The sequence below is a fragment of the Nitratireductor luteus genome, from assembly GCF_026162365.1.
GTDB lineage: Bacteria > Pseudomonadota > Alphaproteobacteria > Rhizobiales > Rhizobiaceae > Chelativorans > Chelativorans luteus.
The window spans coordinates 1-26,838 of record NZ_JAOANW010000026.1; the positions used below are offsets into that span (position 1 = coordinate 1).

Annotated in this window: 18 protein-coding genes and 1 tRNA gene; 4 read left to right on the plus strand and 15 right to left on the minus strand. The window is 63.5% G+C overall.

Annotation, left to right across the window (positions count from 1 at the left end; all coding sequences use genetic code 11):
* The 5 genes from tuf to N1058_RS23305 all read right to left on the minus strand — a co-directional run bounded on the left by tuf (position 1) and on the right by N1058_RS23305 (position 10,506).
* Entirely contained in the window at positions 1-1,176 is a 1,176-nt protein-coding gene (gene tuf, locus N1058_RS23285) for an elongation factor Tu (protein ID WP_265519975.1), read from the minus strand.
* A 60-nt stretch (positions 1,177-1,236) separates the two neighbouring features.
* Positions 1,237-3,327, minus strand: coding sequence for an elongation factor G (fusA, locus tag N1058_RS23290; protein WP_265519976.1), 2,091 nt, complete (start codon positions 3,325-3,327; stop codon positions 1,237-1,239).
* A 30-nt stretch (positions 3,328-3,357) separates the two neighbouring features.
* A complete protein-coding gene (gene rpsG / locus N1058_RS23295; protein ID WP_265519977.1) occupies positions 3,358-3,828 on the minus strand; it encodes a 30S ribosomal protein S7 in 471 nt (156 codons plus the stop codon).
* A 60-nt stretch (positions 3,829-3,888) separates the two neighbouring features.
* Positions 3,889-4,260, minus strand: coding sequence for a 30S ribosomal protein S12 (gene rpsL, locus N1058_RS23300; RefSeq protein WP_036480279.1), 372 nt, complete (start codon positions 4,258-4,260; stop codon positions 3,889-3,891).
* A 558-nt stretch (positions 4,261-4,818) separates the two neighbouring features.
* Entirely contained in the window at positions 4,819-10,506 is a 5,688-nt protein-coding gene (locus N1058_RS23305; RefSeq protein ID WP_265519978.1) for a DUF7507 domain-containing protein, read from the minus strand.
* Between the two features lie 450 nt (positions 10,507-10,956).
* Between N1058_RS23305 and N1058_RS23310 the strand changes: the two genes are divergently transcribed.
* The 4 genes from N1058_RS23310 (at position 10,957) to N1058_RS23325 (ending at position 13,690) form a co-directional block, all read left to right on the plus strand.
* Positions 10,957-11,238: a transcriptional regulator gene (locus N1058_RS23310; RefSeq protein WP_265519979.1), complete on the plus strand. Its 282-nt coding sequence runs from the start codon at positions 10,957-10,959 to the stop codon at positions 11,236-11,238.
* Positions 11,239-11,475: 237 nt separating this feature from the next.
* Entirely contained in the window at positions 11,476-12,906 is a 1,431-nt protein-coding gene (locus tag N1058_RS23315; protein ID WP_265519980.1) for a PTS galactitol transporter subunit IIC, read from the plus strand.
* On the plus strand, positions 12,903-13,406 hold the full coding sequence (locus N1058_RS23320; RefSeq protein WP_265519981.1) for a PTS sugar transporter subunit IIA: 504 nt from the start codon (positions 12,903-12,905) through the stop codon (positions 13,404-13,406). Before N1058_RS23315 ends, N1058_RS23320 begins: the two co-directional genes overlap by 4 nt.
* The gene (locus N1058_RS23325) at positions 13,403-13,690 is read left to right on the plus strand and encodes a PTS sugar transporter subunit IIB (RefSeq protein WP_265519982.1); all 288 of its coding nucleotides are present in this window, start codon (positions 13,403-13,405) and stop codon (positions 13,688-13,690) included. The genes N1058_RS23320 and N1058_RS23325 overlap by 4 nt, the downstream gene beginning before the upstream one ends.
* A 328-nt stretch (positions 13,691-14,018) precedes the next feature.
* Here N1058_RS23325 and rpoC read toward each other — a convergent pair whose 3' ends face one another.
* The 10 genes from rpoC to N1058_RS23375 form a co-directional block, all read right to left on the minus strand.
* Entirely contained in the window at positions 14,019-18,224 is a 4,206-nt protein-coding gene (gene rpoC / locus N1058_RS23330) for a DNA-directed RNA polymerase subunit beta' (RefSeq protein ID WP_265519983.1), read from the minus strand.
* A gap of 150 nt (positions 18,225-18,374) precedes the next feature.
* Positions 18,375-22,514: a DNA-directed RNA polymerase subunit beta gene (gene rpoB, locus N1058_RS23335; RefSeq protein WP_265519984.1), complete on the minus strand. Its 4,140-nt coding sequence runs from the start codon at positions 22,512-22,514 to the stop codon at positions 18,375-18,377.
* A 182-nt stretch (positions 22,515-22,696) separates the two neighbouring features.
* Positions 22,697-23,071, minus strand: coding sequence for a 50S ribosomal protein L7/L12 (gene rplL / locus N1058_RS23340; protein ID WP_265519985.1), 375 nt, complete (start codon positions 23,069-23,071; stop codon positions 22,697-22,699).
* 51 nt (positions 23,072-23,122) lie between these two features.
* On the minus strand, positions 23,123-23,641 hold the full coding sequence (gene rplJ, locus N1058_RS23345; protein WP_265519986.1) for a 50S ribosomal protein L10: 519 nt from the start codon (positions 23,639-23,641) through the stop codon (positions 23,123-23,125).
* Between the two features lie 353 nt (positions 23,642-23,994).
* Positions 23,995-24,696 carry a 50S ribosomal protein L1 gene (rplA, locus tag N1058_RS23350; RefSeq protein WP_265519987.1) on the minus strand — a complete coding sequence of 234 codons (702 nt, stop codon included), beginning with the start codon at positions 24,694-24,696 and terminating at the stop codon, positions 23,995-23,997.
* 4 nt (positions 24,697-24,700) lie between these two features.
* On the minus strand, positions 24,701-25,129 hold the full coding sequence (gene rplK / locus N1058_RS23355) for a 50S ribosomal protein L11 (RefSeq protein WP_265519988.1): 429 nt from the start codon (positions 25,127-25,129) through the stop codon (positions 24,701-24,703).
* Positions 25,130-25,271: 142 nt separating this feature from the next.
* On the minus strand, positions 25,272-25,799 hold the full coding sequence (nusG, locus tag N1058_RS23360) for a transcription termination/antitermination protein NusG (RefSeq protein ID WP_265519989.1): 528 nt from the start codon (positions 25,797-25,799) through the stop codon (positions 25,272-25,274).
* A gap of 35 nt (positions 25,800-25,834) precedes the next feature.
* On the minus strand, positions 25,835-26,038 hold the full coding sequence (gene secE / locus N1058_RS23365; RefSeq protein ID WP_265519990.1) for a preprotein translocase subunit SecE: 204 nt from the start codon (positions 26,036-26,038) through the stop codon (positions 25,835-25,837).
* Positions 26,039-26,403: 365 nt separating this feature from the next.
* A tRNA-Trp gene (locus N1058_RS23370) sits at positions 26,404-26,479 on the minus strand.
* Between the two features lie 104 nt (positions 26,480-26,583).
* The coding region (locus N1058_RS23375) for an EF-Tu C-terminal domain-related protein (RefSeq protein ID WP_476739416.1) at positions 26,584-26,838 on the minus strand (255 nt) is incomplete at its 5' end.

Genomic DNA, 26,838 nt, shown 5'->3' on the forward strand with positions numbered 1-26,838 from the left:
TTACTCGGTGATCGATGCGACGATGCCGGCGCCGACGGTGCGGCCGCCTTCGCGGATGGCGAAGCGCAGCTTCTCCTCCATGGCGATCGGCACGATCAGCTCGACATCGACCGTCACATTGTCGCCCGGCATCACCATTTCCGTGCCCTCGGGAAGCGAGACCACGCCGGTCACGTCCGTCGTGCGGAAGTAGAACTGCGGACGGTAGTTGGTGAAGAACGGCGTGTGGCGGCCGCCCTCCTCCTTGGTCAGGATGTAGGCCTCGGCCTTGAACTTCCTGTGCGGCTTCACCGAACCCGGCTTGCACAGAACCTGGCCGCGCTCCACGCCCTCGCGGTCGACGCCGCGGATCAGCGCACCGATATTGTCGCCCGCCTGGCCTTGGTCCAGAAGCTTGCGGAACATCTCGACGCCCGTCACCGTCGTCTTCGACGTGTCGCGGATGCCCACGATCTCCACTTCCTCGCCGACCTTGATCACGCCGCGCTCGACACGCCCCGTCACCACCGTGCCGCGGCCCGAGATCGAGAACACGTCCTCGATCGGCATCAGGAACGGCTGGTCGATCGGACGCTCCGGCGTCGGAATGTACTTGTCCACCTCGGCCATCAGCGCGCGGATCGCGTCCTCGCCGATCTCCTTGTTGGAATCCTCCAGCGCCGCCAGCGCCGAACCCTTGACGATCGGAATGTCGTCGCCGGGGAAGTCGTAGCTCGACAGAAGCTCGCGAACCTCAAGCTCGACCAGCTCCAGAAGCTCCGCATCGTCGACCTGGTCGACCTTGTTCAAAAACACCACAACCGCCGGAACGCCAACCTGGCGGGCCAGAAGAATGTGCTCGCGCGTCTGCGGCATCGGACCGTCGGCCGCCGAAACCACCAGGATCGCCCCGTCCATCTGCGCCGCGCCGGTGATCATGTTCTTCACATAGTCGGCGTGGCCCGGGCAGTCGACATGCGCATAGTGACGGGCTTCCGTCTCATATTCCACATGCGCCGTCGAAATCGTGATGCCGCGCGCCTTCTCCTCCGGCGCCCCGTCAATCGTGTCGTAGGCCCGGTACTCGCCGAAATACTTCGTGATCGCAGCCGTCAGCGACGTCTTGCCATGGTCAACGTGACCAATCGTACCGATGTTCACATGCGGCTTGTTACGCTCGAATTTACCTTTGGCCATGTGAGGTCTCCATTATCTCTTGCCTGTTCAGGCTCTTAGATTCGCCGTGAACCGGCAGGGTCACGCGTATTTCTTCTGAATTTCCTGAGCCACCGCCGTCGGCACCGGCTCGTAATGGTCGAACTGCATCGTGTACTGGGCGCGGCCCTGGGACATCGAGCGCAGATTGTCGACGTATTTGAACATGTTGGCCAGCGGCACCATGGCATTGATCACCGTAGCGATGCCGCGAGCCTCCGTGCCCTGGATCTGGCCGCGCCGCGAATTCAGATCGCCGATCACGTCGCCGACATAATCTTCCGGCGTCACCACCTCGACCTTCATGATCGGCTCAAGAAGCTGGGCTCCGGCCTTCTGGGCACCTTCGCGGAAGGCCGCGCGAGCGGCGATCTCGAAAGCAAGAACCGACGAGTCGACATCGTGATAGGCGCCGTCGATGAGCGTCGCCTTGACGCCCAGCATCGGGAAGCCCGCGATCGGACCGGACGACAGAACGCTCTCGATACCCTTCTGTACGCCGGGAATATATTCCTTCGGAACCGACCCGCCGACGATCTTGGATTCGAACACGAAATCCTCGCCTTCCGGGTTGGGCGCGAAAACGATCTTCACGCGGGCGAACTGGCCCGAACCGCCGGACTGCTTCTTGTGCGTGTAGTCGATCTCGGCTTCCCGCGTGATGGTCTCGCGGTAGGCAACCTGCGGCGCGCCGACATTGGCCTCGACCTTGAACTCGCGCTTCATGCGGTCGACCAGGATGTCGAGATGAAGCTCGCCCATGCCGGCAATGATGGTCTGGCCGGACTCTTCGTCGGACCGAACGCGGAAAGACGGATCCTCGGCGGCAAGACGGTTGAGCGCAAGGCCCATCTTCTCCTGGTCGCCCTTGGTCTTTGGCTCGATCGCGATCTGGATAACCGGATCGGGGAACTCCATACGCTCGAGAATGACCGGCTTCAACGGGTCGCAAAGCGTGTCGCCCGTCGTCGTCTCCTTCAGGCCCGCCAGGGCGACGATGTCGCCGGCATAGGCCACTTCCAGGTCCGACCTCGAGTTGGAGTGCATCTGCAGCATGCGGCCGATACGCTCGCGCTTGTCCTTTACCGTGTTCTGCAGGCCGACACCCTTGTTCAGGACACCGGAATAGATGCGGCAGAAGGTCAGCGAACCGACGAACGGGTCGTTCATGATCTTGAAGGCCAGCATGGAGAGCGGCTCGTCGTCCGACGAAACGCGTACGATCTCGCCTTCGGTCTTCGGGTCGATGCCCTTGATCGCCGGAACTTCGAGCGGCGACGGCAGGAAATCGACCACGCCGTCCAGAAGCGGCTGAACACCCTTGTTCTTGAAGGCCGAGCCACAGAACATCGGGAAGAACTTGACGTCGATCGTGCCCTTGCGGATGAGCTTGCGGATCTCGTCATTCGACGGCATCTCGCCCTCGAGGTAGCGCTCCATCGCGCCTTCGTCCATCTCGACGGCAGCCTCGATCAGCTTCTCGCGATATTCTTCGGCCTTGGCCTGCATGTCGGCAGGGATGTCGAGAATATCCCAGGCCGCGCCCAGATTCTCGGACTGCCAGATGAGCGCCTTCATCTCGATCAGGTCGATGACGCCTTCGAACTCGCTCTCCGCACCAATCGGCAACTGCATGATGACGGCCTGCGCGCCGAGGCGCGTCTTGACCATCTCGGCCGAGCGGTAGAAGTCGGCGCCGATCTTGTCCATCTTGTTGCAGAAGATCATGCGCGGGACATGATACTTGTCGGCCTGACGCCAAACCGTCTCGGTCTGCGGCTCCACACCAGCATTGGCGTCTAGCAGCGCGATGGCGCCGTCGAGCACGCGCAGCGAACGCTCCACTTCGATGGTGAAATCCACGTGTCCGGGCGTGTCGATGATGTTGAAGCGGCGCTTCTTGCCATCGCGGCCCTGCCAGAAAGTGGTCGTAGCAGCGGAGGTGATCGTGATGCCACGCTCCTGTTCCTGCTCCATCCAGTCCATAGTCGCGGCGCCGTCATGAACTTCGCCGATCTTGTGGGACTTGCCGGTGTAGAACAGAATGCGCTCGGTCGTCGTGGTCTTGCCGGCGTCGATATGCGCCATGATACCGAAGTTGCGGTAATCTTCGAGCTTATATTCGCGGGACATCTTGCGTACCTCTTCGATCCGGTTCCGGCGCTACCAGCGATAGTGCGAGAAAGCGCGGTTGGCCTCGGCCATCTTGTGCGTGTCCTCACGCTTCTTGACTGCCGTGCCGCGATTGTTGGCGGCGTCCATGAGTTCACCGGAAAGGCGGTCGATCATGGTGGTCTCGTTGCGGTTGCGCGCGGCAGTGATCAGCCAGCGGATGGCCAGCGCCTGACGGCGCTCGGGGCGCACATCGACCGGCACCTGGTAGGTGGCGCCACCGACACGGCGGGAGCGCACTTCCACATGCGGCGCGACATTGTCCAGTGCCTGATGGAACACCGTCACGGGCTCCTGCTTGGCCTTCTCCTGAACCTGGTCCAGGGCGCCATAAACGATTCGCTCGGCAGCGGACTTCTTGCCGTGGAACATGACGGCGTTCATGAATTTGGTCACAACCACGTCGCCGAATTTCGGGTCCGGGTTGATCTCGCGCTTTTCTGCACGGTGACGTCGGGACATCTTCTTCGTCTCTCACCTTCAAGGCCCGGCGCAAAACAAAAGCGCCGAAGCCGGAAAACCCTACTTCGGACGCTTCGCGCCGTATTTGGAGCGGCGCTGCTTGCGGCTTTTCACACCCTGCGTATCGAGCACGCCACGGATGATGTGATAGCGCACGCCGGGAAGATCCTTCACGCGACCGCCGCGGATCATCACCACGGAGTGCTCCTGAAGATTATGGCCTTCGCCCGGAATGTAGCCGATCACCTCAAAGCCGTTTGCAAGCCGGATCTTCGCCACCTTGCGCATGGCCGAGTTCGGCTTCTTCGGCGAAGTCGTGTAAACGCGCGTGCAAACGCCCCGCTTCTGCGGGTTGGCCTGCATGGCGGGAACCTTGTTACGCTTCACCGGCGCTTGGCGCGGCTTGCGGATCAACTGGCTTACGGTCGGCATTAAACCTTCCCTCTTTACAAATCATGGTCTCAGTCGAACGGGGACCGTTCGTACGAAAACAGACGTTCCATGCGCGAATTCGGGCATCAACCGCTTTTCTGGCGGTCTTGCCCGAACAAAGCAGAGGAAGCGGAAGCCGCTTCGTGCGCCGGATAGTCTGTCGCTCGTTAAAACGAACCCTGTTTGAGGCAAACTCCAGAGCGTGTCGCTCCGGAAAAGAAAGTCTCACATCGGCTCAGACGAGGCGGGTATTACTCGCAACTCCGGAAACCGTCAACCCCGTTGGGCAATTATCTTGCGCCGGTTTCCTGGAATTTCAGCGCGATACGCTCAGCGCGGCCCAACTGAGGGGATATAGCGATGCAAGCTGGAAAAACTAGGCCGGCGATAGTTGCGAACTTTGCTTGAAATCCGCATCCGATGGCAACTCGCCCGTCTTCGAACGAATCGCCGTGCGGGCGATGCGATTCCCTTTGCCGAAGCACCAGGCCAGGAACGTTTCGTCGTGGCACCGCCTCCCCGGCCAGGGCAGGAGAGGCGGTGCGGGTGCGGTGTCGTTCACTTGTAGACCGGCAGCGTTTGGTCTGTTGGCATGCGTGTTCTGGCCGGGCTTTTGGTCTGGACGCGGGTTTCGATGGTGAGGGTGTATTTGGGGGCGGACTGTTTCCAGCGGTGCTGGATGAGCTTGCGGACGGCCCTGGTGCGTTTGGCGGCGGTCCTGCGGTCGGTGTCGGGGTCGATATAGGCAAGGCTGAGCGTTGCCGGCTCGGTGGCCAGCACGGCGATCAGCCGGTCGAGGCCAGCCTCCCATTCGGGCCGGAGCGCGGTGGCGCCGGGCTCGAAGGCCTCGGCCGTCAGGTCGAGCCGCACCACCCGGCCGATGGCGGCGGCGAAGTTGAGGCGCGAGGCCTTGCCGGCGGTCAGCCGCACCGCGCGCGGGTTCTCGCTGGTGAGCCTGTAGCCGGTCGGCAGGGTGCGGGTGTCGAGCTTCATCAGGAAGGTCGAGCCGATGCGCTGGTCGGGCAGGTCGGCGCAGGCCACGTGGAAGCGGCCATGCCTGTCGGTGGCGATCAGCAGCCCATTGACCGTGGCCACCCGGACGCCGGCAAGGCCGCGCTCGCCGTCGTCCTGATAGCCGTTGCGGTTGGCATCGTCGAACACCTTGCCGATGACGTCGCCGCAGTCGAAGACCGGCTCGACCACCACTTCCACGGTCGCCGTGGCGTCGCGGGTGAGCGGCCTGCCATTGGGGGCGAGCACGCGCGCCCGGTTGACATATTTGCCGGGCTTGGCCGAGGCGCTCGCGACCAGCGACAGTTCGATCACCGTATCCGCATCGGAGGCGATGGTCAGGTCCTTGAAGGTGAGGAACTGGCCCTCGACCTCGGGCGCCGCGGCCACGCCGTCGACGCTGGCCGAGCCTTCCAGGAAGGCGAAGCCGGCCGGCATCTGGTCGACCACCGTGCCGGTCGCCGCCCCGTCGGTGAGCGAGCGCACGGTGATGGTGTAGGGCACGCGCCCGCCGCGCATGACCTGTTTCTGCCGTGCCGTCTTGGTGATGGCAAAGCCCGGCAGGGTGATGACGGCCGAGGCCGGCGGCGAGACTACCTCACCCCCGTCGCGGGCCGAGCGGCCGGCGGCGGCGGCCTCGTTGACCACGCCTTCCTCGACGCCCAGCACATGGTCGAGATCGGCGGCGGCCAGGCTGTAGGTCGCGGTGAAGACCTGGGCCTCCCCCGGCGCAAGGCGCACCGGCCCCGGATCGAAGGAAGACAGGCTGCCGGCCGGCGCATGGCCGTCAAAGCGCGGGCCGGGATCGGACGGGGTGACGTCGTCGACGGTCACATTGCCGGTGTTCTCCACGGTGAAGCTGTAGAGAAGCCCCTCGCCCGGATCGGCGAAGCCGTTGCCGTCGGCATCGTCGACGATGCCGGACTTTTCCAGCGCCAGCACCGCGTTCTGCGGCAAAAGCAGCACCGTCGGATCGTCCGGCTCGCCGTCGCCCTCGGGATCGGCCTCGGTGGCGTCGGCCGGATCGTCGGAGATGTCGGACACCGGATCGCCATCGGGCGCCGATGCGGCGGTCGTGGCGGTGGCGTCGATGCGGCCGGCATCCAGCTCGGCCTGGGTCAGCGGATAGGACGAGGCGAAGGTGGCGGCATCCTCCTCGCCCGGCGCCAGACTGGCCAGCGTGCCGCCCACCGGCACCAGGGCCAGCGGCCGGATCGCCGCGGCCGAGGCGGGCGCGGCCTCCTTGAGCTCCACGTCGAACGAAGGAATGGTGATGTTCGACAGCGTCACATTGCCGGTGTTCCTCACCGTGAAGACATAGGCCACGGCCTCGCCGGCATCGGGAAAGCCGTCGCCGTCGGCGTCGACCACAGAACCGGTCAGCTCCAGTTCGATGGCGGGCACCTGTTCGAAGGTGAAGACGGTCGGATCGTCGGGATTGCCGTCGCCATCCTTGTCCTCGTCCGTCGGGTCGGTCGGATCGTCCGACAGGACCGAGATCGTCACGCCCTTGGGCGTGTCGGCATGCACCTCCGAATGGCGCTCCAGCCTGCCGGCGTCGATCTCGGCCTGGGTGATGACATGGTCCTCGGTGAAGGTGGCCGTGTCGGTCGCGCCCGGCGCCAGAAAGGCCAGCGGCCCGCCCTCGACATCGTCGTCGGTCGGGTCGTCGACGACGAGGTTGGAAAGCGTCACGCTGCCGGTATTGAAGAGCTGAAAGGCAAAGCGGATGATCTCGCCGGCATCGGCGCGGCCATTGCCGTTGGCGTCGATCAGCCCGCCCGTCTCATGCAGCAGGACGCGGGCGTTCTGCGGCAGCGGATAAACCGTCGGATCGTCGGGATTGCCATTGCCATTGGCGTCGTTGTCGGTCGGGTCGGCCGGATCGTCCGACAGGTCGGTGGCCGTGTCGCCTTTTGCCGACATGCCCGTCGCGCTTGCCTGATTGACCACCTCGCCGGCATCCACATCGGCCTGCGTCAGCACATAGGTGCCGGTGAAGCCGGCCGTGTCCTCATCGCCCGGCGCAAGGATCAGCGGCCCGCCCGACACCGCCACCAGCGGATCGGAAAGGGTGATGTTCGACAGCGTCACATTACCGGTATTGGCGACCTTGAAGCTGTATTCGACCGTCTCGCCGGCATCGGCGAAGCCATTGCCGTCGGCATCGACCAGCGCCGCCGTCTTCTCCACCGCCAGCGCCGGGTTCTGCGCGAACTCGGTCGGCGTGGAATCGCCCGGATTGCCGCCGGGCGGACGCGACCGCACCGTCACATCGTCGCCGTTCGGGTCCTTGGCGGTCAGATCCGCCGTGTTCTCCAGCGTGCCGGCATCGATGTCTCCTTGCGTGATCGTATAGACACCGGTCACGCTGGTCGAATCCACTTCACCCGGCGCAAGGCTCGCGATCGGGCTGCCCGACACCGTCGCCTTGTCGTCGGTGATCACGATATCGGTCAGCGTCACGTTGCCCGTATTGGTGACCGTGAAGGCATAGTCGATCGTCTCGCCCACATCGGGAAAGCCGTTCCCATTGGCGTCGTTGAGCGCCGATTCCTTGACGAGGTCGCTCGACCCGCTCTGCGTCAGCGTCAGCACGGTCGGATCGTCGGGGTTGCCGTTGCCGTTGGCATCATTGTCGGTCGGATCGGCCGGATCGTCGGACAGATCGGTGACCGGGGCGCCGGCCGGCGGCGTGCCCGTCGCCGTCGCCTGGTTGAGCACCTGGCCCGCATCGACATCGGCCTGGGTCAGCACATGGCTGGCGGTGAAGGTCGTCGTGTCGCTCTCGCCCGAGGCAAGGCTGGCGATCGGCCCGCCCGACACCGCCGCATCCGGATCGGAAAGCGCGATGTCGGCCAGGCTCACATTGCCCGTATTGGTCACCGTGAAGGCGTAGCGCACACTCTCGCCGGCATCGGGAACCCCGTTGCCGTTGGCATCGTCGTCCGGCACGATGAACGTGCCCGTCTTCTCGACGCTCAACCGCGGATCGCCGGCGATCGGGAAGCTGGTTGGAGCGCCAGGAGCACCGTTCGGCGGGCGCGAGGTCGCCGTCACATTGTTGCCATTGGGGTCCTTGGCGGTCAGTTCGGCGACATTGTCCACGCCGCCGCTGTCCACGTCCGCCTGGGTCACCGTGTAGGTGCCCGTCACGCTGGTCGCATCCACCGCCCCCGGCGCCAGCGGCCCGGGGATCGGGCTGCCGGTGACGGTCGCCTTCGAATCCGTCACCACGATGTCCGTCAGGCTCACATTGCCGGTGTTCTCGACCGTGAAACTGTAGTCGATCACCTCGCCCACATCGACCTGGCCGTTGCCGTTGGCGTCGTTGTGGTTCGCCTCCTTGACGAAGTCGCTCTCGCCCTCCTGCGCCATCGCCGTCACCGTCGGATCGCCCGGATTGCCGCCCGGCGGCGCCGACTGGGCCGTGACGCTATTGCCCTGCGGATCCTGCCCCGTCGCCTCGGCGCTGTTTTCCACCTGCCCCGCGTCGATATCGGCCTGGGTCAGCGTATAGACCCCCGTCGCCGAACCGTCCGACGCCCCCGGCGCCAACGGCCCGGCGATCGGGCTGCCCGACACCGTCGCCTTGTCGTCGGTGATCACGATGTCGATCAGCGACACATTGCCCGTATTGGTCACCGTGAATACATAGTCGATCGCCTCCCCCGCATCCGGACGGCCATTGCCGTTCGCATCGTTCAGCGTGCTCGCCTTCTCCAGCGCCTGCGATCCCGCCGCCGCCAGCGGCACCACCGTCGGGTCGTCGGGATTGCCATTGCCGTTGGTATCCGTGTCCGTCGCGTCCGCCGGATCGTCCGAAAGATCGGTGACGATGAAGCCCGTCGCCGCCACCGCACCCGAAACCTCGGCCTGGTTCTGGAACGATCCGGCGTCGATATCGGCCTGTGTCAGCGTATAGGTGGCGGTAAAACTCGCGCTGTCGGAGGCGCCCGCCGCAAGGCTGATCGGGCCGCCCGAGACCGTCACACCCGCCGTCGCATCGGTGACCGTGACATTGGTCAGGTCGACCGAGCCGGTATTGGCGACGGTGAAGGCATAATCGATCACGTCGCCCGCATCGGCCCTGCCATCGCCGCCATCGTCCAGCGTCCCCGCCTTCTCCAGCGCGATCACCTCGTCCAGGACCGTGTAGGTGGTCGTGGCTATCGCCGCCGCCCCGCAGCTCTGCGTGCTGCTCAACACATAGGCAGCAGTGTTCTCCACAATCTCGAACTCGATGGTCTCGTCCGGCTCGGAAACGGAGTCCTTGACGATTTGCACTCCGAGCGGAAAGGCCTCGCCGGCATAGTTGCCCGCCGGTATCGTCATCGTGAACGGGCTCGCCCCACCCGGCGTCGAGAAGTCGCTGCCCAGCACCGCCGTGCCGCCGGTAATGTTGACGGCCACGTCAAGCGGCGCGGGCAGATTGCCGCTGACCAGAAGCTGCGGCAGATCGGCGCTCGGCTCGCTCTCCGGGCCGGACGAAGGCCCCGTCAGTTCCACAAGCGGCAGGATCGTCAGCTGAATCTGGTCGATGTGATTGCCGTTGGCAGGCCCAGCGCTGCTAATGGCTTCAAAGCCGAACTGCTGAACGCTGGCGGCGCCAGACCAGGTGAAGCTGCCTGAATAGTCCCGCCATCTGCCCGATCGCGAGGACGTGCAGGTGTTGCCCGAGACACCGCCTTCGTTATAGCAGGTCGTAACACCGCCGCCGCCGGCGGTCGTTGTGCCGGCGCGCACCACGCGGTTGCCCGCCGCGCCCAGCTTGAACTCCATCACATCGGTGCGAAAGAGGCCGCTGTTGTCGTAACCTGTATGGCTGAACTGCCAACCGATCTCATCGTTCGGCAAGACGCAGACACTTTGGTAAATGCGCGAAGCCTGACTGGCATTGAGCTCGGCGTGCTGCCCTCCCGCGCGCGAGGGAACGCCGTTGTACCCACTCTTCCACAATTCGATCAGTTGCCCGGACCCGTAGCCGCAATTGCCGGCAGCCACCGGGTGTGTCGTCTCCCAGCCGGGAACGTTAGCGCTCGGTATGATCGCCCATGAGCAGCCGCCACCGAATACCGGCTGCTCGAACCCCAGATTAATGAAGCTCCTCTGCACCTGCGCGCTGGCTGTGTTCGCCAAACCCAGACCCCAGAGCGCCGCGGCCATGCCGAACGCCATGCGCGCGAGCCTGGGGCCGATGCGCGGGTTGGAGCGCCCGGCTCTTGCGGCGGGCATCGGAGAGACCGGAACGCTGGCGCTCGCCGTCGCTTTGCCGCGACGGACTGCTGAATATGAAAGAAGGGTCTGAAGCAGATTGGACATGGAATCCCCATTGCGCGAGCGGTGTCACGGTGAAGGCCCGGTGCCGGGCGACGCGGCTACTGTCGAAGAACGCAATGTGGCGGGGGCCTTTAGGCAGGCGGGACAGCCACGGACCGACTCAGGGCCGGGTACAGATTCGTCAGCACCATTAGGCGGCGGCGGGCATGCCGATCAGTGTCCAAAGGGTATGGTTACGGTAAACGTGGGGGCCGAAGCGCCCTTCCATGGCCAGGGGACGCCCCTACTCCCATGGGAAAAGCCACGGTTACGGCGCGCGGTGCGCTGGCCGGGCACCGGGCCCACGGTCTATAAGACGGGGAAGTGCCCGTAACCGCGCAGAATCATACGATCAGGAATCGACCCATGACCGACGAAGAAGAACGCCCCGTCACCATCATCACCGGCCGCGTATGGCGCGAAGCCGGCGCTGAAAGCGAGGGGGTCCACGTGATGCTGGTCGCCCCCGACGACGACACCGCGGTACGCATGGCGCTGGAGGCGCTCGCGCAGGAAGGCTACGCCGAAGCGGAGCTCGACCAGATCGGCGATATGGAAGGCGCGCCGGAGGAGGAGCCGCACCTGTCGGCCTGGCAGGGCGCCACCGAGGGCGAGATTGCCATCGTCACCTTCGAGGAGCCGGCCTGAGGCGCCCCCTCCCCGCTTGCGCGGCGCTCCGCCGGTGGCCAGATTGACAGGGCCGGCACGGCCGGCATAACTTATGTTCAGAACATACAACAATTGTTCTGCCGCATTTGCGGTCGGGTGGGGTCACCCGACGTCCGCAGATGCGGAAACACAAGATGGAGCGTCCTTGTGTAGCGTCCGAACGGACGCACGGCGCTCTGGCGCAAGCGGAGGCCCAGGCCTTCGGGGGAGGAAGAAATGGATGCGTTTCTAAGCGGCCTCAAGGCGGCCGTCGACACTTTGGGCGCCACGGTTTTGCTGCCCATCGTCATTTTCGTCATCGCCGTCGTTCTCGGCGCCCGTGCGGGCAAGGCGTTCCGCGCCGCCGTCACCATCGGCGTCGCCTTCATCGGCATCAATCTGGTGCTGGGCCTGATGCTGGGCTCCATCGGCGATGTGGCCCAGGCCATCGTCACCAATACAGGGATCCAGCGCGACATCGTGGATGTCGGCTGGCCGTCGGCGGCGGCCATCGCCTTCGGCTCGTCGGTCGGGCTCTGGGTGATTCCCATCGGCATCGCCGTCAACATCGTCCTGCTTCTGACCCGGCTGACCCGGACGCTGAATGTGGATGTGTGGAATTTCTGGCATTTTGCCTTCATCGGCTCGCTTGCCGTGGCGGCTACCGGCAGCCTGGTCTACGGGCTTGCGATCGCCGCGCTGATGGCGGCGCTGGCGCTGCTGTTTGCGGACTGGTCGGCGCGCGCGGTGCAGAAGTTCTACGGCATTCCGGGCGTTTCCGTCCCGCATCTGGCATCCGCGCAGATCCTGCCCATCGCCATCGTGGTCAATTGGGCGATCGAGCGCATCCCAGGCCTCAACAAGGTCGAGATCAGCACCGAGACCATCGAGCGCCGCTTCGGCGTTTTCGGCGAGCCGGTCGTCCTCGGCCTGATCATCGGCCTCGTGCTCGGCGCGATCGCATATTACAATGCGGGCGACTTCGGCACGGTCCTGTCGAAGGTGCTGCAGACCGGAATGACACTGGCCGCCGTGATGCTGCTTCTGCCGCGCATGGTGAAGATCCTCATGGAGGGCCTGCTGCCCGTTTCGGAGGCAGCCCAGGAATTCGTGCGCAAGCGGACGGGCGACCGGGAACTGCTTGTCGGGCTCGATTCGGCCATCCTGATCGGGCACCCTGCGGCAATATCGTCGTCGCTCATCCTGGTTCCGATCGCCATTGTCCTGTCGATCATCCTGCCTGGCAACCGGGTTATCTTGTTTGCCGATCTGGCGGTCATTCCCTTCATCGTCGCCATGACGGCACCGCTCCTGCGGGGCAACGTCTTCCGCATGGTGATCGTCGGCACCGTCACGCTGGTGCTCGGCTTCTATGTCGCCAACGCGCTGGCGCCCCTCTTCACGGACGCTGCGGTCGCATCAGGCTTCGAGATGCCTGAAAACGCGGTCCAGATCACCTCGGTCGTCGACGGCTTCCTGTGGATCTCCTATGCCGTCATTGCCGCCATCCGCGGCTTCGGCGCAGCCGGGCTGGCGCTGCTGGCTCTGCTGATCGCCGGCAGCTTCTGGTTCTACCGCCGCAACATGGCGGCGTGGGAGCGGGCGGCCGGTGCCGAGGACGACGACGGCGAGGTTCCCGTACCCGCCGCCACAAAGGCCCCCGCATGAGCGCGAGCCTTGTCCAAGAGCTCGACCCCGAGGCCATATTGCTCGGGGTCGAGGCCAATGACCGGGAGGAGGTGATCCGTCTCCTGGCCGGCAGGCTGGAAAGGCTGGGCTATGTCAAGCCGAGCTTTGCCGAGGCGGTGGTCGAGCGGGAACGGAAGCTGCCGACCGGACTGCCGCTCGGCCGGCAGGTCAATGTCGCCGTGCCTCACACGGATCCGGTGCACGTGCTCAAGCCGGGTGTGGCACTGGCAACGCTTGCAGCGCCGGTCGATTTCGCCAATATGGAGGACGCTGACGAGGCCGTGCCGGTCGGGGTCGTCTTCATGCTGGCGCTCAATCACAAAGATCGGCAGATCGAAATGCTGCAAGCCGTCATGACGGCCATCCAGGCCCCCGAAACCGTCGAGCGGCTGGTTGCCGCGGGATCGGTCGCCGAGATCCGCGGTCTGCTCGGCACGCAATCGGGTACACGATCCGAGACAATGGGAGAAAATCAATGAGCATCAGGAAGCGCGTCCTGTTTTCCTGCGGAACGGGCATCGCCACTTCGACGGTCGTATCGAACGCCGTGGTCGAAGCGATGAAGGAGCGCGGGATCGAGATCGACGCTCGCCAGTGCAAGGCGACGGAGGTGCGCTCCGAGCTGGGCGGGATCGACCTCGTCGTCTCCACGACCCAGCTTCCGGACAATCTGGGCGTGCCCCACATCACCACCCTCGCCTTCCTGACGGGCATGGGAAAGGCCGAAGCGCTGGACAGGATCGAGTCGGAACTACGCGATTGAGGCGCTCACCCCCGGAATGCCACTGGAGATGAGTTCAATTTGATTCGCTCTCGCCCTGCCGCCGTCACCCCGGAAGCCCGTCAGGGCTATCCGGGGCCTATTGGAAGAACAGCATAGAGCGCGGCCCGGTCCTCGCCTTGGCGCATCTCAGCACTGCCCACCCCTTCTGCGGAGACCGGCCGCGCCTCTCAATGGATCCCGGCTCTCCCTGCGATCGGCCGGGATGACGGTAGGCGCGTTTGATCCGTCCTGAAGTCATCACACCGCTCCATAACAAAAGCCGCCGGAGCTGGCTCCGGCGGCTTTTTTTGTTCAGCAGGACCGCGCGTTACTCGGCCGGTCCCGAAGTCTCCGACATGTCGGCCAGAACCGGATCGGCCATCTGGACGCCCGATTCCTTGCGGCGCTCGTCGAGGATCAAGTCGTCGCGCGAGCGGGCGATGCGCCGGATCTGGCTCATCGCGCCACCGGTACCGGCCGGAATCAGGCGGCCCACGATGACGTTCTCCTTGAGGCCCTGGAGCGAATCGATCTTGCCCGCGACAGCCGCCTCGGTCAGCACCCGCGTCGTCTCCTGGAACGAGGCGGCGGAGATGAAGGACGGCGTCTGCAGCGAAGCCTTGGTGATGCCGAGCAGCACCGGCTGGCCTTCGGCCGGCTTCTTGCCCTCTTCGACCAGGCGATCGTTGACCTCGTCGAACTCGATCTGATCGACATGGTCGCCCGGAATATAGGTCGAATCGCCCTGTGCGGTGATCTCGACCTTCTGCAGCATCTGGCGAACGATCACCTCGATGTGCTTGTCGTTAATCAACACGCCCTGCAGCCGGTAGACTTCCTGGATTTCGTTAACGAGGTAGGAAGCAAGCGCTTCCACGCCCTTGATCGCCAGGATGTCGTGCGGCGCCGGGTTGCCGTCCAGGATGTAGTCGCCCTTCTCGATGACGTCGCCGTCCTGGAGATGGAACGGCTTGCCCTTCGGGATGAGGTACTCGACCGGCTCCAGCGTCGCATCATGCGGCTCGATGATGATGCGGCGCTTGTTCTTGTAGTCGCGGCCGAAACGCACCGTGCCGTCGATCTCGGCGATGATGGCATGGTCCTTCGGGCGACGTGCCTCGAAGAGCTCGGCCACCCGCGGCAGACCACCGGTGATGTCCTTGGTGCGCGCGCTCTCGGTCGGGATGCGAGCCACGACGTCGCCGGGCGCAACCTTGGCGCCGGGTTCGACGGAAAGCACCGTCTCCACCGAAAGGAGGAAGCGCGCATCGCCGCCACGGGCGAGCTTTGCGACCTTGCCCTTGGAATCGAGGATGGTGAGCGCCGGCTTCAAGTCCGATCCGCGCGGCGTGGAACGCCAGTCGATGACCTCGCGCTTGGTGATGCCGGTGGACTCGTCCGTCGTCTCCTGTACGGAAACGCCGTCGACCAGATCCTCGAAGGCAACCGTGCCCTCCATCTCGGTCAGCATCGGGCGGGTGTAGGGGTCCCACTCGGCGATGCGCTGTCCGCGCTTTACCTTGTCGCCTTCGTCCACGAAGATGCGCGAACCGTATGCCACACGATGCGAAGCGCGTTCCGCACCGGCCTCATCGTGAATGAGGACAGCCATGTTGCGGCCCATGACGACCAGATGGCCGTCGGAGTTCCGCACCACGTTGCGGTTGCGGATCTTGACCGTGCCTTCGAACGAAGCCTCGAGGAACGACTGATCGACCACCTGTGCAGTACCGCCCATGTGGAAGGTGCGCATGGTGAGCTGGGTGCCCGGCTCGCCGATCGACTGGGCGGCGATGACGCCGACGGCCTCGCCGATATTGACCGGCGTGCCGCGTGCCAGATCGCGGCCGTAGCAAACCGCGCAGACGCCGCTGCGCATTTCACAGGTCAGCGCCGAACGAATGCGTACCGTCTGGATGCCGGCCTTCTCGATGGCTTCGACATCACGCTCGTCAATCAGCGTGCCGGCCTTGACGATGACCTCGTCGGTGGCCGGGTTGACGATATCGTCCAGGGATGTGCGGCCCAGCACGCGCTGACCGATGGATGCGACCACCTGACCGGCGTCGACGATGGGTTGCATCGTCAGGCCCTTGTCGGTGCCGCAGTCCGGCGTGACCACGATGCAATCCTGCGCGACGTCGACCAGACGGCGCGTAAGATAGCCCGAGTTCGCGGTCTTCAAGGCGGTGTCGGCCAGTCCCTTGCGGGCGCCGTGGGTGGAGTTGAAGTACTCCATCACGGTCAGGCCTTCCTTGAAGTTCGAGATGATGGGCGTCTCGATGATGGAGCCGTCCGGACGGGCCATCAGGCCGCGCATGCCGGAAAGCTGGCGCATCTGGGCGGGCGAACCACGCGCACCCGAATGCGACATCATGTAGACCGAGTTCATCGGCTTCTGCCGGCCGTTGTCGTCGAACTCGATCGCCTTGATGCGCTTCATCATCTCGTCGGCGACTTTTTCCGAACACTTGGCCCAGGCGTCGACGACCTTGTTGTACTTTTCGCCCTGCGTGATCAGGCCGTCATTGTACTGCTGCTCGTACTCCTTGGCGAGCGCCTCGGTCTCGGCCACCAGCTTGACCTTGGCGTCCGGGATCAGCATGTCGTCCTTGCCGAAGGAGATGCCGGCCCGGCAGGCATGACCGAAGCCGAGCTGCATGACGCGGTCGCAGAAAATGACCGTATCCTTCTGGCCGCAGTGGCGGTAGACCGTATCGATCATCTTGGAGATGTTCTTCTTGGTCATCTCCTGGTTGCAGACGTCGAACGGCACATTGACGTTCTTCGGCAGCAATTCGCCGATGATCATGCGGCCGGGCGTCGTCTCGTGGATCTGCGAGACCGGCTTTCCGTCGGCGTCGACCGTCTTGAAGCGGCCCTTGATCTTCGTATGCAGCGTAACGACCTTGTTTTCCAGCGCATGGTGCAGTTCGCCCATGTCCGCGAAAACCATGCCCTCGCCCGGCTCGTTCTGGTTCATGATGGACAGGTAGTAGAGACCCAGAACCATGTCCTGCGACGGCACGATGATCGGTGCGCCGGAAGCCGGGTGCAGGATGTTGTTGGTGGACATCATCAGGACGCGCGCTTCAAGCTGCGCCTCGATGGACAGCGGCACGTGCACGGCCATCTGGTCGCCGTCGAAGTCGGCGTTGAAGGCGGTGCAGACCAGCGGGTGAAGCTGGATCGCCTTACCCTCGATCAGCACGGGCTCGAACGCCTGGATGCCCAGGCGGTGGAGCGTCGGCGCACGGTTCAGGAGAACCGGATGCTCGCGGATCACCTCGTCGAGGATATCCCAGACTTCCGGCTTTTCCTTTTCGACCAGCTTCTTGGCCTGCTTCACCGTCGAGGAGTAACCCTTGGCGTCGAGGCGGGCATAGATGAAGGGCTTGAAAAGCTCGAGCGCCATCTTCTTGGGCAGGCCGCACTGGTGCAACTTGAGCTCGGGGCCGGTCACGATCACCGAGCGGCCCGAATAGTCGACGCGCTTGCCGAGCAAGTTCTGGCGGAAGCGGCCCTGCTTGCCCTTGAGCATGTCGGATAGCGACTTCAGCGGACGCTTGTTGGCGCCCGTGATGACACGGCCCCTGCGGCCGTTGTCGAACAGCGCATCGACCGATTCCTGAAGCATCCGCTTTTCGTTGCGGATGATGATACCGGGCGCGCGCAACTCGATCAGCCGCTTCAGGCGGTTGTTGCGGTTGATCACGCGGCGATAGAGATCGTTGAGATCCGACGTCGCAAAGCGGCCGCCGTCGAGCGGCACCAGCGGACGCAGGTCCGGCGGGATGACCGGGACGATCTTCATGATCATCCATTCCGGGCGGTTGCCGGAATCGATGAAATTCTCGACCACCTTCAGCCGCTTCAGGAGCTTCTTCTGCTTCAGTTCGGATGTCGTCGAGGCAAGCTCGGAGCGCAGGTCGCCCGCGATCTTGTCGAGGTCCATGATCTCGAGCAGATGGTGGATCGCCTCAGCACCGATCATGGCGGTGAAGGAATCCTCGCCATACTCGTCGACGGCCATCATGTACTCCTCTTCGGAGAGGAGCTGGTTTTCCTTTAGCGCCGTCAGGCCGGGCTCGGTTACGATGTAGTTCTCGAAGTAGAGAACGCGCTCGATATCCTTGAGCGTCATGTCAAGCAGCGTGCCGATGCGCGAGGGCAGCGACTTCAGGAACCAGATATGCGCCACGGGCGCGGCCAGTTCGATATGGCCCATGCGGTCGCGGCGAACGCGCGACAGCGTAACCTCGACGCCGCACTTCTCACAGATGACGCCCTTGTACTTCATGCGCTTGTACTTACCGCACAGGCACTCGTAATCCTTGATGGGGCCGAAGATGCGCGCGCAGAACAGGCCGTCACGCTCGGGCTTGAACGTGCGGTAGTTGATCGTCTCCGGCTTCTTGATCTCGCCGAAGGACCAGGACAGGATCTTTTCGGGACTGGCCAGCGAAATCCGGATGGAATCGAAGGTCTGTGCCGGCGCCTGAGGGTTGAACAGGTTCATGACCTCTTGGTTCATGCCGATCTCCTTTGCGGGACATCTCGTCCCTTCATCAATCTGCCGTCGTGGCGGGCGTCCAGCGGGCCCATGGCCTCTATCTCCTGGTCGCCGCGTCCGCGACGCGGGTCAGCTGCGCCGCGGCCTTGAAAGCCGCGGCGCAATCGCTTGTTACTCGGCTGCATCAGGCAGCTGCTGAATGCCCTGGTCGACCGCGCTGGTATTCTCCAGCTCGACATTGAGGCCCAGCGAACGCATTTCCTTGACGAGCACGTTGAAGCTCTCGGGAATGCCTGCCTCGAAAGTGTCGTCGCCGCGCACGATGGCCTCGTAGACCTTGGTGCGGCCTGCCACGTCGTCCGACTTCACCGTCAGCATTTCCTGCAGCGTGTAGGCAGCGCCATAGGCTTCCAGGGCCCAGACCTCCATCTCGCCGAAGCGCTGACCGCCGAACTGCGCCTTGCCGCCCAGCGGCTGCTGGGTGACGAGCGAATACGGCCCAATCGAGCGGGCGTGGATCTTGTCGTCCACCAGATGGTGCAGCTTGAGCATGTAGATGTAGCCCACAGTGACCTGTCGGTCGAAAGCTTCACCCGTACGTCCGTCAAAGAGCGTGACCTGACCGCTGGTGTTCATTCCGGCGGCTTCGAGCATGTCGTTGACGTCAGCTTCATGCGCACCGTCGAAGACAGGCGTGGCGATGGAAACGCCCCGCCGCATCTGCTTGGCCAACTCGATGACGCTGTCATCGTCATAGTCGCGGACGGGTTCGTTGCGCTCATTGGCCGGGATCAGGCCTTCGATGGTCTGGCGCAGCGGCTTGATGTCGCCCTTTTCGTTGTAGGCATCGATCAAGTCGCCGATCTGCTTGCCCATGCCGGCACAGGCCCAGCCCAGATGTGTCTCCAGGATCTGGCCGACATTCATGCGGCTTGGCACGCCGAGCGGGTTCAGCACGATGTCCACATGAGTGCCGTCATCGAGGAACGGCATGTCCTCGATCGGCATGATGCGCGAAACGACACCCTTGTTGCCGTGCCGGCCGGCCATCTTGTCGCCGGGCTGCATCTTGCGCTTCACCGCGACGAAGACCTTGACCATCTTCATCACGCCGGGGGGCATCTCGTCGCCGCGCTGAACCTTTTCGACCTTGTCCATGAAGCGCTGCTCGAGCGCCTTCTTGGACTCGTCGTACTGGGCACGCAGCGCTTCGAGCTCGCTCTGCAGCTTCTCGTCCTCGAGGGCGAACTGCCACCACTGCGAACGGGGATATCCGTCGAGGACCTCCGCGTTGAGCTTGCCGCCCTTCTTGAAGCCCTTCGGTCCGGCAATTGCTTCCTTGCCATTCAGCATGTCGGCAAGGCGCGTATAGACGTTGCGGTCAAGGATCGACTGCTCGTCGTCACGGTCCTTGGCGAGCCGCTCGATTTCCTCGCGCTCGATCGCCATGGCGCGCTCGTCCTTCTCCACGCCGTGGCGATTGAAGACGCGCACTTCAACGACCGTGCCGTAGGTGCCGGGCGGCATGCGCATGGAGGTGTCGCGCACGTCGGAGGCCTTCTCGCCGAAGATGGCGCGCAGAAGCTTTTCTTCCGGCGTCATCGGGCTCTCGCCCTTCGGCGTGATCTTGCCGACGAGGATATCACCGGGCTGCACTTCCGCGCCGATATAGGTGATGCCGGCCTCGTCGAGGTTCTTCAGCGCTTCTTCCGAAACGTTCGGAATGTCGCGCGTGATCTCTTCCGGCCCCAGCTTGGTGTCGCGCGCCATGACCTCGAATTCCTCGATGTGGATCGAGGTGAAGATGTCATCGCGGACGATGCGTTCGGACAGGAGGATGGAGTCCTCGTAGTTGTAGCCGTTCCATGGCATGAAGGCGACCAGCACGTTGCGGCCGAGCGCCAGGTCGCCAAGATCCGTCGACGGGCCGTCGGCGATGATGTCTCCCTTGTTGATCAGGTCGCCCACTCGCACCAGCGGACGCTGGTTAATGCAGGTGTTCTGGTTGGAGCGCTGGAACTTCATCAGCCGGTAGATGTCGACGCCCGACTGCGAGGCGTCCACGTCTTCCGTTGCGCGGATGACGATACGGGTCGCGTCCACCTGATCGACCACGCCAGTGCGGCGGGCAGCGATTGCGGCGCCGGAATCGCGCGCCACGATCGGCTCCATGCCTGTGCCGACAAACGGCGCCTCGGCGCGCACCAGCGGCACGGCCTGACGCTGCATGTTCGAGCCCATCAGAGCGCGGTTGGCGTCATCGTTCTCAAGGAACGGGATGAGCGCGGCGGCAACCGAAACGAGCTGCTTCGGCGACACGTCCATTAGGTCGACATTCTCGCGCGGCGCCATCAGCACCTCGCCCGAATGGCGGCAGATCACGAACTCGTCGGTGAACGAGCCGTCCTTGTCGAGCTGGGCATTGGCCTGCGCGACATAGTGCTTGGCCTCTTCCATGGCCGACAGATACACGACCTCGTGCGACACCTTGCCGTCGATAATCTTGCGGTACGGGCTCTCGATGAAGCCGTACTTGTTGACCCGGGCGAAGGTGGCGAGCGAGTTGATCAGGCCGATATTCGGGCCTTCCGGCGTCTCGATCGGGCAGATGCGGCCGTAATGCGTCGGGTGCACGTCACGCACCTCGAAGCCAGCACGCTCACGCGTCAGTCCGCCCGGTCCAAGCGCCGACAGGCGGCGCTTGTGGGTGATCTCCGACAGCGGGTTGGTCTGATCCATGAACTGCGAGAGCTGCGAGGAGCCGAAGAACTCGCGCACGGCGGCGGCCGCCGGCTTGGCGTTGATGAGATCCTGCGGCATGACCGTGTCGATCTCGATTGACGACATGCGCTCCTTGATGGCGCGCTCCATGCGCAGGAGGCCAACGCGGTACTGGTTCTCCATAAGCTCGCCGACCGAGCGCACGCGGCGGTTGCCGAGATTGTCGATATCGTCGATTTCGCCCTTGCCGTCGCGCAGTTCGACCAGCGTCTTGACCACCGAGACGATGTCTTCCTTGCGCAGCACGCGCACCGTGTCCGGGCAGTCGAGCTCAAGCCGCATGTTCATCTTGACGCGGCCAACGGCCGAAAGGTCGTAGCGCTCGGCGTCGAAGAACAGCGAGTTGAACATCGCTTCCGCCGTCTCCAGCGTCGGAGGCTCGCCCGGACGCATGACGCGATAGATGTCGAACAGCGCGTCCTGGCGGCCCTCGTTCTTGTCGGCCACCAGCGTGTTGCGGATATAGCCGCCGATATTGACGTGGTCGATGTCGAGAAAATGCACCTCCGTGGCGCCCGTCTCGAGCAGGACCTTGAGCGTCTTCTCGTCGATCTCGTCGCCGGCTTCCAGGAAGATCTCGCCGGTCTCCGGGTTGACGATGTCCTCGGCAAGGTAGTTGCCAAGCAGGTCTTCCTCGGTTGCGCGGATGGCCTTCAGGCCCTTTTCGGCAAGCTGCCGCGCCTGGCGGGCGGTGATCTTCTTGCCCGCCTCCACAACGACCTCGCCGCTATCGGCATCGACCAGGTCGACGGGGGCCTTCATACCGCGGAAACGATCCACGGCGTAAGGCACGCGCCAGCCCTCGCCATCGCGGACATAGGTCATCTGGTCATAGAACGTGGACAGGATTTCCTCGCTGTCCATGCCGAGCGCCATCAGAAGCGACGTCACGGGGATCTTGCGGCGGCGGTCGATGCGGGCATGGACGACGTCCTTGGCGTCGAACTCGATGTCGAGCCAGGACCCACGGTAGGGAATGACCCGCGCGGCGAACAGCAGCTTGCCGGACGAGTGCGACTTGCCCTTGTCGTGGTCGAAGAAGACGCCCGGCGAGCGGTGCATCTGCGACACGATCACGCGCTCGGTGCCGTTGATGATGAAGGTGCCGTTGGACGTCATGAGCGGCATGTCGCCCATATAGACGTCCTGCTCCTTGATGTCCTTGATCGACTTGGCGCCCGTGTCCTCGTCGATATCGAACACGATCAGGCGCAGCGTCACCTTCAGCGGCGCCGCATAGGTCAGATCGCGCTGGCGGCACTCTTCGGTGTCGAATTTGGGTGCCTCGAACTCGTAGGACACGAATTCGAGCATCGCTGTGCCGGCGAAGTCGGAGATCGGGAAGACCGACTTGAATACCGCCTGAAGCCCCTCGTCGCCGCGCCCGCCTTCGGGCTCCTCGACCATGAGGAACTGATCATAGGATGCTTTTTGAACCTCAATGAGGTTCGGCATCTCCGCAACTTCCGGAATCTTCCCGAAAAACTTGCGTACGCGCCTGCGACCGTTGAATGTCTGGGTCTGGGCCATCGTCGCTCCTTGCCTGCCTTGCCTGGCTTGCCTGCCACCATCAAAGGGCCGTCACGTGGACGACCAATCCAAACGGGTAAAAACCCGTTTCCTAAAGGCCGATTTCGGCCCTCAGGAAATAGGTTTTCTCGCTTCGAATTCTGGTCCGGCCCGCCGGCGAAACCGGCGGGCCGAAAACCGTATTACTTCAGCTCAACCTTGGCGCCAGCGCCTTCGAGCTGCGCCTTGACCTTCTCGGCCTCGTCCTTCGACACGCCTTCCTTGACGGCCTTGGGAGCGGCTTCGACCAGGTCCTTGGCTTCCTTCAGACCGAGGCCCGTGATGGCGCGGACTTCCTTGATGACGTTGATCTTCTGAGCACCGGCATCGGCCAGCACAACGTCAAATTCGGTCTTCTCTTCAGCAGCTTCGGCCGGCGCGGCACCGCCGGCAGCAGCCACAGCCACGGGAGCAGCGGCGGACACGCCCCACTTCTCCTCGAGCAGTTTCGACAGTTCAGCCGCCTCGAGGACGGTGAGGTTGGAAAGATCGTCAACGATCTTGGCAAGATCAGCCATTCTTCATTTCCTTTGCAAAGTTCGAACGTGTGTTGATGGTCTGGAACGGCCTCATGCCGCCTCGTCCTTCCGGGAATAGGCGCCAAATACGCGGGCAAGGTTTCCTGCCGGCGCGTTGACGACCTGGGCGATCCGGGTTGCCGGCGTAGAAATCATGCCGACGATCTTGGCCCTCAGCTCGTCCAGCGACGGCAGCGAGGCAAGCGCCTTCACACCGTCCGCGTCGAGCGCGGTCGTCCCCATCGCTCCACCGAGAATGACAAGATTGTCATTGCCCTTGGCGAAGTCGGAGGCGACCTTGGGGGCCGTAACCGGATCGTCCGAATAGGCAATCAGGGTCTGTCCCTCGAAGAGGACCTGAATGCTTTCGGACGGCGTTCCCTGAAGAGCGATTTTGGCGAGACGGTTCTTCGCGACCTTGACGGTACCGCCTGCCTCACGCATCTTCGACCTGAGGTCGTTCATCTGCGCGACGGTCAGCCCGGTATAATGCGCCACGACCACAGAACCGGTGCTGTTGAACACCTCGTTCAGGCCCGTGACGAATTCGCGTTTCTCCGCTCTGTCCACAGCCTTTCTCCATTAGACGGCACGTTTTGATGCACGATGCCGCCGGGTTGCCTTTTGCCGGCCGGGCTATCCATTTCCTGGATCACCCGAACGACGTTCGAGGATCCTGCCCCCTTTCGCCATCCCGGCAGAACCGGGGAACAGGCAAAAGGCATACACGGTTCGAACCTTCCATCCGCCTGATCGAACAGGCAAAATTTCGGGTCGCACCCGTCTCATGCAGGCTCATTATCGTATTAAGGCGAGCCGCCTGCAGTCTCGGACAGGACTTGCCGAGGGTTTCCCCTCGGCTCCCGGAACCGTTGCCGGTCCGGAACGGTCTCACCCGGGGAGCTGGCTCCCCGGGTGAAGAATTACGATACGGCGAGCGTCGACGGGTCGATCTTCAAACCCGGGCCCATCGTCGTCGTCAGCGCAACGCGCTTGAGGTAGTTGCCCTTGGCGCCGGCCGGCTTGGCCCTGATGACGGCATCGGCAAAAGCGCGAATATTCTCCGCGATCGCCTTGTCGTCAAACGAAGCCTTGCCGACGCCGGCATGCACGATGCCGGCCTTCTCGACGCGAAACTCGACGGCGCCGCCTTTGGAAGCCTTGACGGCCGAAGCCACATCGGGCGTCACGGTGCCGACCTTCGGGTTCGGCATCAGGCCGCGCGGGCCCAGCACCTTGCCGAGACGGCCGACCAGCGGCATCATGTCGGGCGTCGCGATGCAGCGGTCGAAATCGATCTCGCCCTTCTGCACGGTCTCTACCAGATCCTCGGCGCCGACGATGTCCGCGCCTGCGGCCTTGGCTTCTTCGGCCTTGTCGCCCCTGGCGAAGACGGCAACGCGCACATTGCGGCCAGTACCGTTCGGCAGGTTGACCACGCCGCGCACCATCTGGTCCGCATGACGGGGGTCGACGCCCAGGTTCATGGCCACTTCGACGGTCTCGTCGAACTTGGCGATCGCACGCTCCTTCAGAAGCTTGACGGCCTCCTCAAGCGAATAATGCTTGTTGGGGTCGATGCCTTCGCGGGTCTTGGCCACGCGCTTTGCAAGTTTTGTCGCCATGTCTTCAGCCCACCACTTCGAGGCCCATGGAACGGGCGGAGCCCTCGACCATGCGCATGGCCGCTTCCACGTTCGTTGCGTTCAAATCCTTCAGCTTCGCCTCGGCGATCTGACGCACCTTGTCGCGCGAGATCTGGCCGATGACCACCTTGCCCGGCTCCTTGGAGCCCGACTTGAGCTTGGCTTCCTTCTTGAGGAAGTAGCTCACCGGCGGGGTCTTCATGGTGAAGGCGAACGACTTGTCCTGGTAGTAGGTGATCACGACCGGGATAGGCGAACCTTTTTCCATTTCCTGCGTCTGGGCGTTGAACGCCTTGCAGAATTCCATGATGTTGATGCCACGCTGACCAAGCGCAGGACCGATCGGGGGCGACGGCGTGGCCGACCCTGCGGGAACCTGAAGCTTGAGCTGGCCTGCAACTTTCTTAGCCATCTCTGTCTGCCTTGTTGTTCTGCCGGCCACCCTTGCAAGGAATGGGCCGGCGGTTGCAGTTCGGTGGTTCGGGCTCCAAGCGACCGGCTACGCCGCCCTGCCCTTCCACCATTTCAGCGCCAGCCGGAGCCGGCGCGCCCGATCAGCCCTTTTCGACCTGACCGAATTCCAGATCGACGGGCACGGCGCGCCCGAAGATCGAAACCTCCACCTTGAGGCGCGACCGCTCCTCGTCGACTTCCTGAACGAAACCGCTGAAGGAAGCGAAAGGACCGTCCGAAACCCGCACCTGTTCGCCGACCTCGAAGGTCACCGACGGCTTGGGGTGCTCGACACCCTCCTGGACCTGGACCAGAATACGCTCGGCTTCGGCCTCGGTGATCGGCACAGGCTTGGAATCACCCAGGAACCCGGTCACCTTCGGCGTATTCTTGATCAGGCTGAACACGGCGTCCGTAAGGTTGGCCTTTACCAGGACATAGCCCGGAAAAAACTTGCGCTCGGCGTCCACCTTGCGGCCGCGGCGCACCTCGACAACCTTCTCGGTCGGCACCACGACCTGATCGATCTCATGGCTCAGCCCTTTCTGGCGAGCCTGCTCCTCGATGGATTCGGCAACCTTCTTCTCAAAATTGGAATAGGCGTGGACAATATACCACCGCGCAGTCATCGCAAAAATGTCTCCCTAAGCCGCAGACGTGTAATTCAAACGCCGATCTGGAGGATCAGCTCGATTGCCCGCGACATCAGCTGGTCTGCGGCAAAGAAAAAGAGCGCGGCCAGCGTGGCAAATGCCAGTACCATAACGGTCGAAATCAGCGTTTCGCGCCGCGACGGCCAAGTGACCTTCGCGGTCTCGGATCGAACCTGCTGAAGAAACGTAAAGGGGTTCGTGGTCTTCGACGCCATCTATCGCTCTTTATTTTTGAAGCGCCCAAGGACGTTCCGATCGGAACATCCCGGAGAATTTCCCGCAAAAACGGCTCAGCGCCGCCTCCGCTCCGTGCAACATGCCCGAAATGCCAACCGGCGAATCAGGTGTAGTCCACACATGCAACAAAGGCGCGTAAAGCCGCTCCCGGCTCCACGCACCGTCTATCTGAGCACCTACATAGTTGCGATTCTTCCGATACGCAAGACCTTTGCAGTTCCTTGAGCCCATTCGGACACACAAAGCATGCTGCCATACATTGAATCCGCGCATCAAGCCTTGCGAGACCCGATTTCGGGGTGACGCGCTGGAAACGGACACCGGATCACCCTCGAGAAACGGCTGGCAGGGGCAGCAGGGCTCGAACCTGCGACCTGCGGTTTTGGAGACCGCCGCTCTACCAACTGAGCTATACCCCTGTGCATGCCGTTCAACGCGGCACGCCGCTATCTATGCGCAGATGGACCGCGCATCAAGGAAAAAGCAGAAGGCCTGGGATAATCCCCAGCCTTCCGCCAACACCTTACTCGGTGATCGATGCGACGATGCCGGCGCCGACGGTGCGGCCGCCTTCGCGGATGGCGAAGCGCAGCTTCTCCTCCATGGCGATCGGCACGATCAGCTCGACATCGACCGTCACATTGTCGCCCGGCATCACCATTTCCGTGCCCTCGGGAAGCGAGACCACGCCGGTCACGTCCGTCGTGCGGAAGTAGAACTGCGGACGGTAGTTGGTGAAGAACGGCGTGTGGCGGCCGCCCTCCTCCTTGGTCAGGAT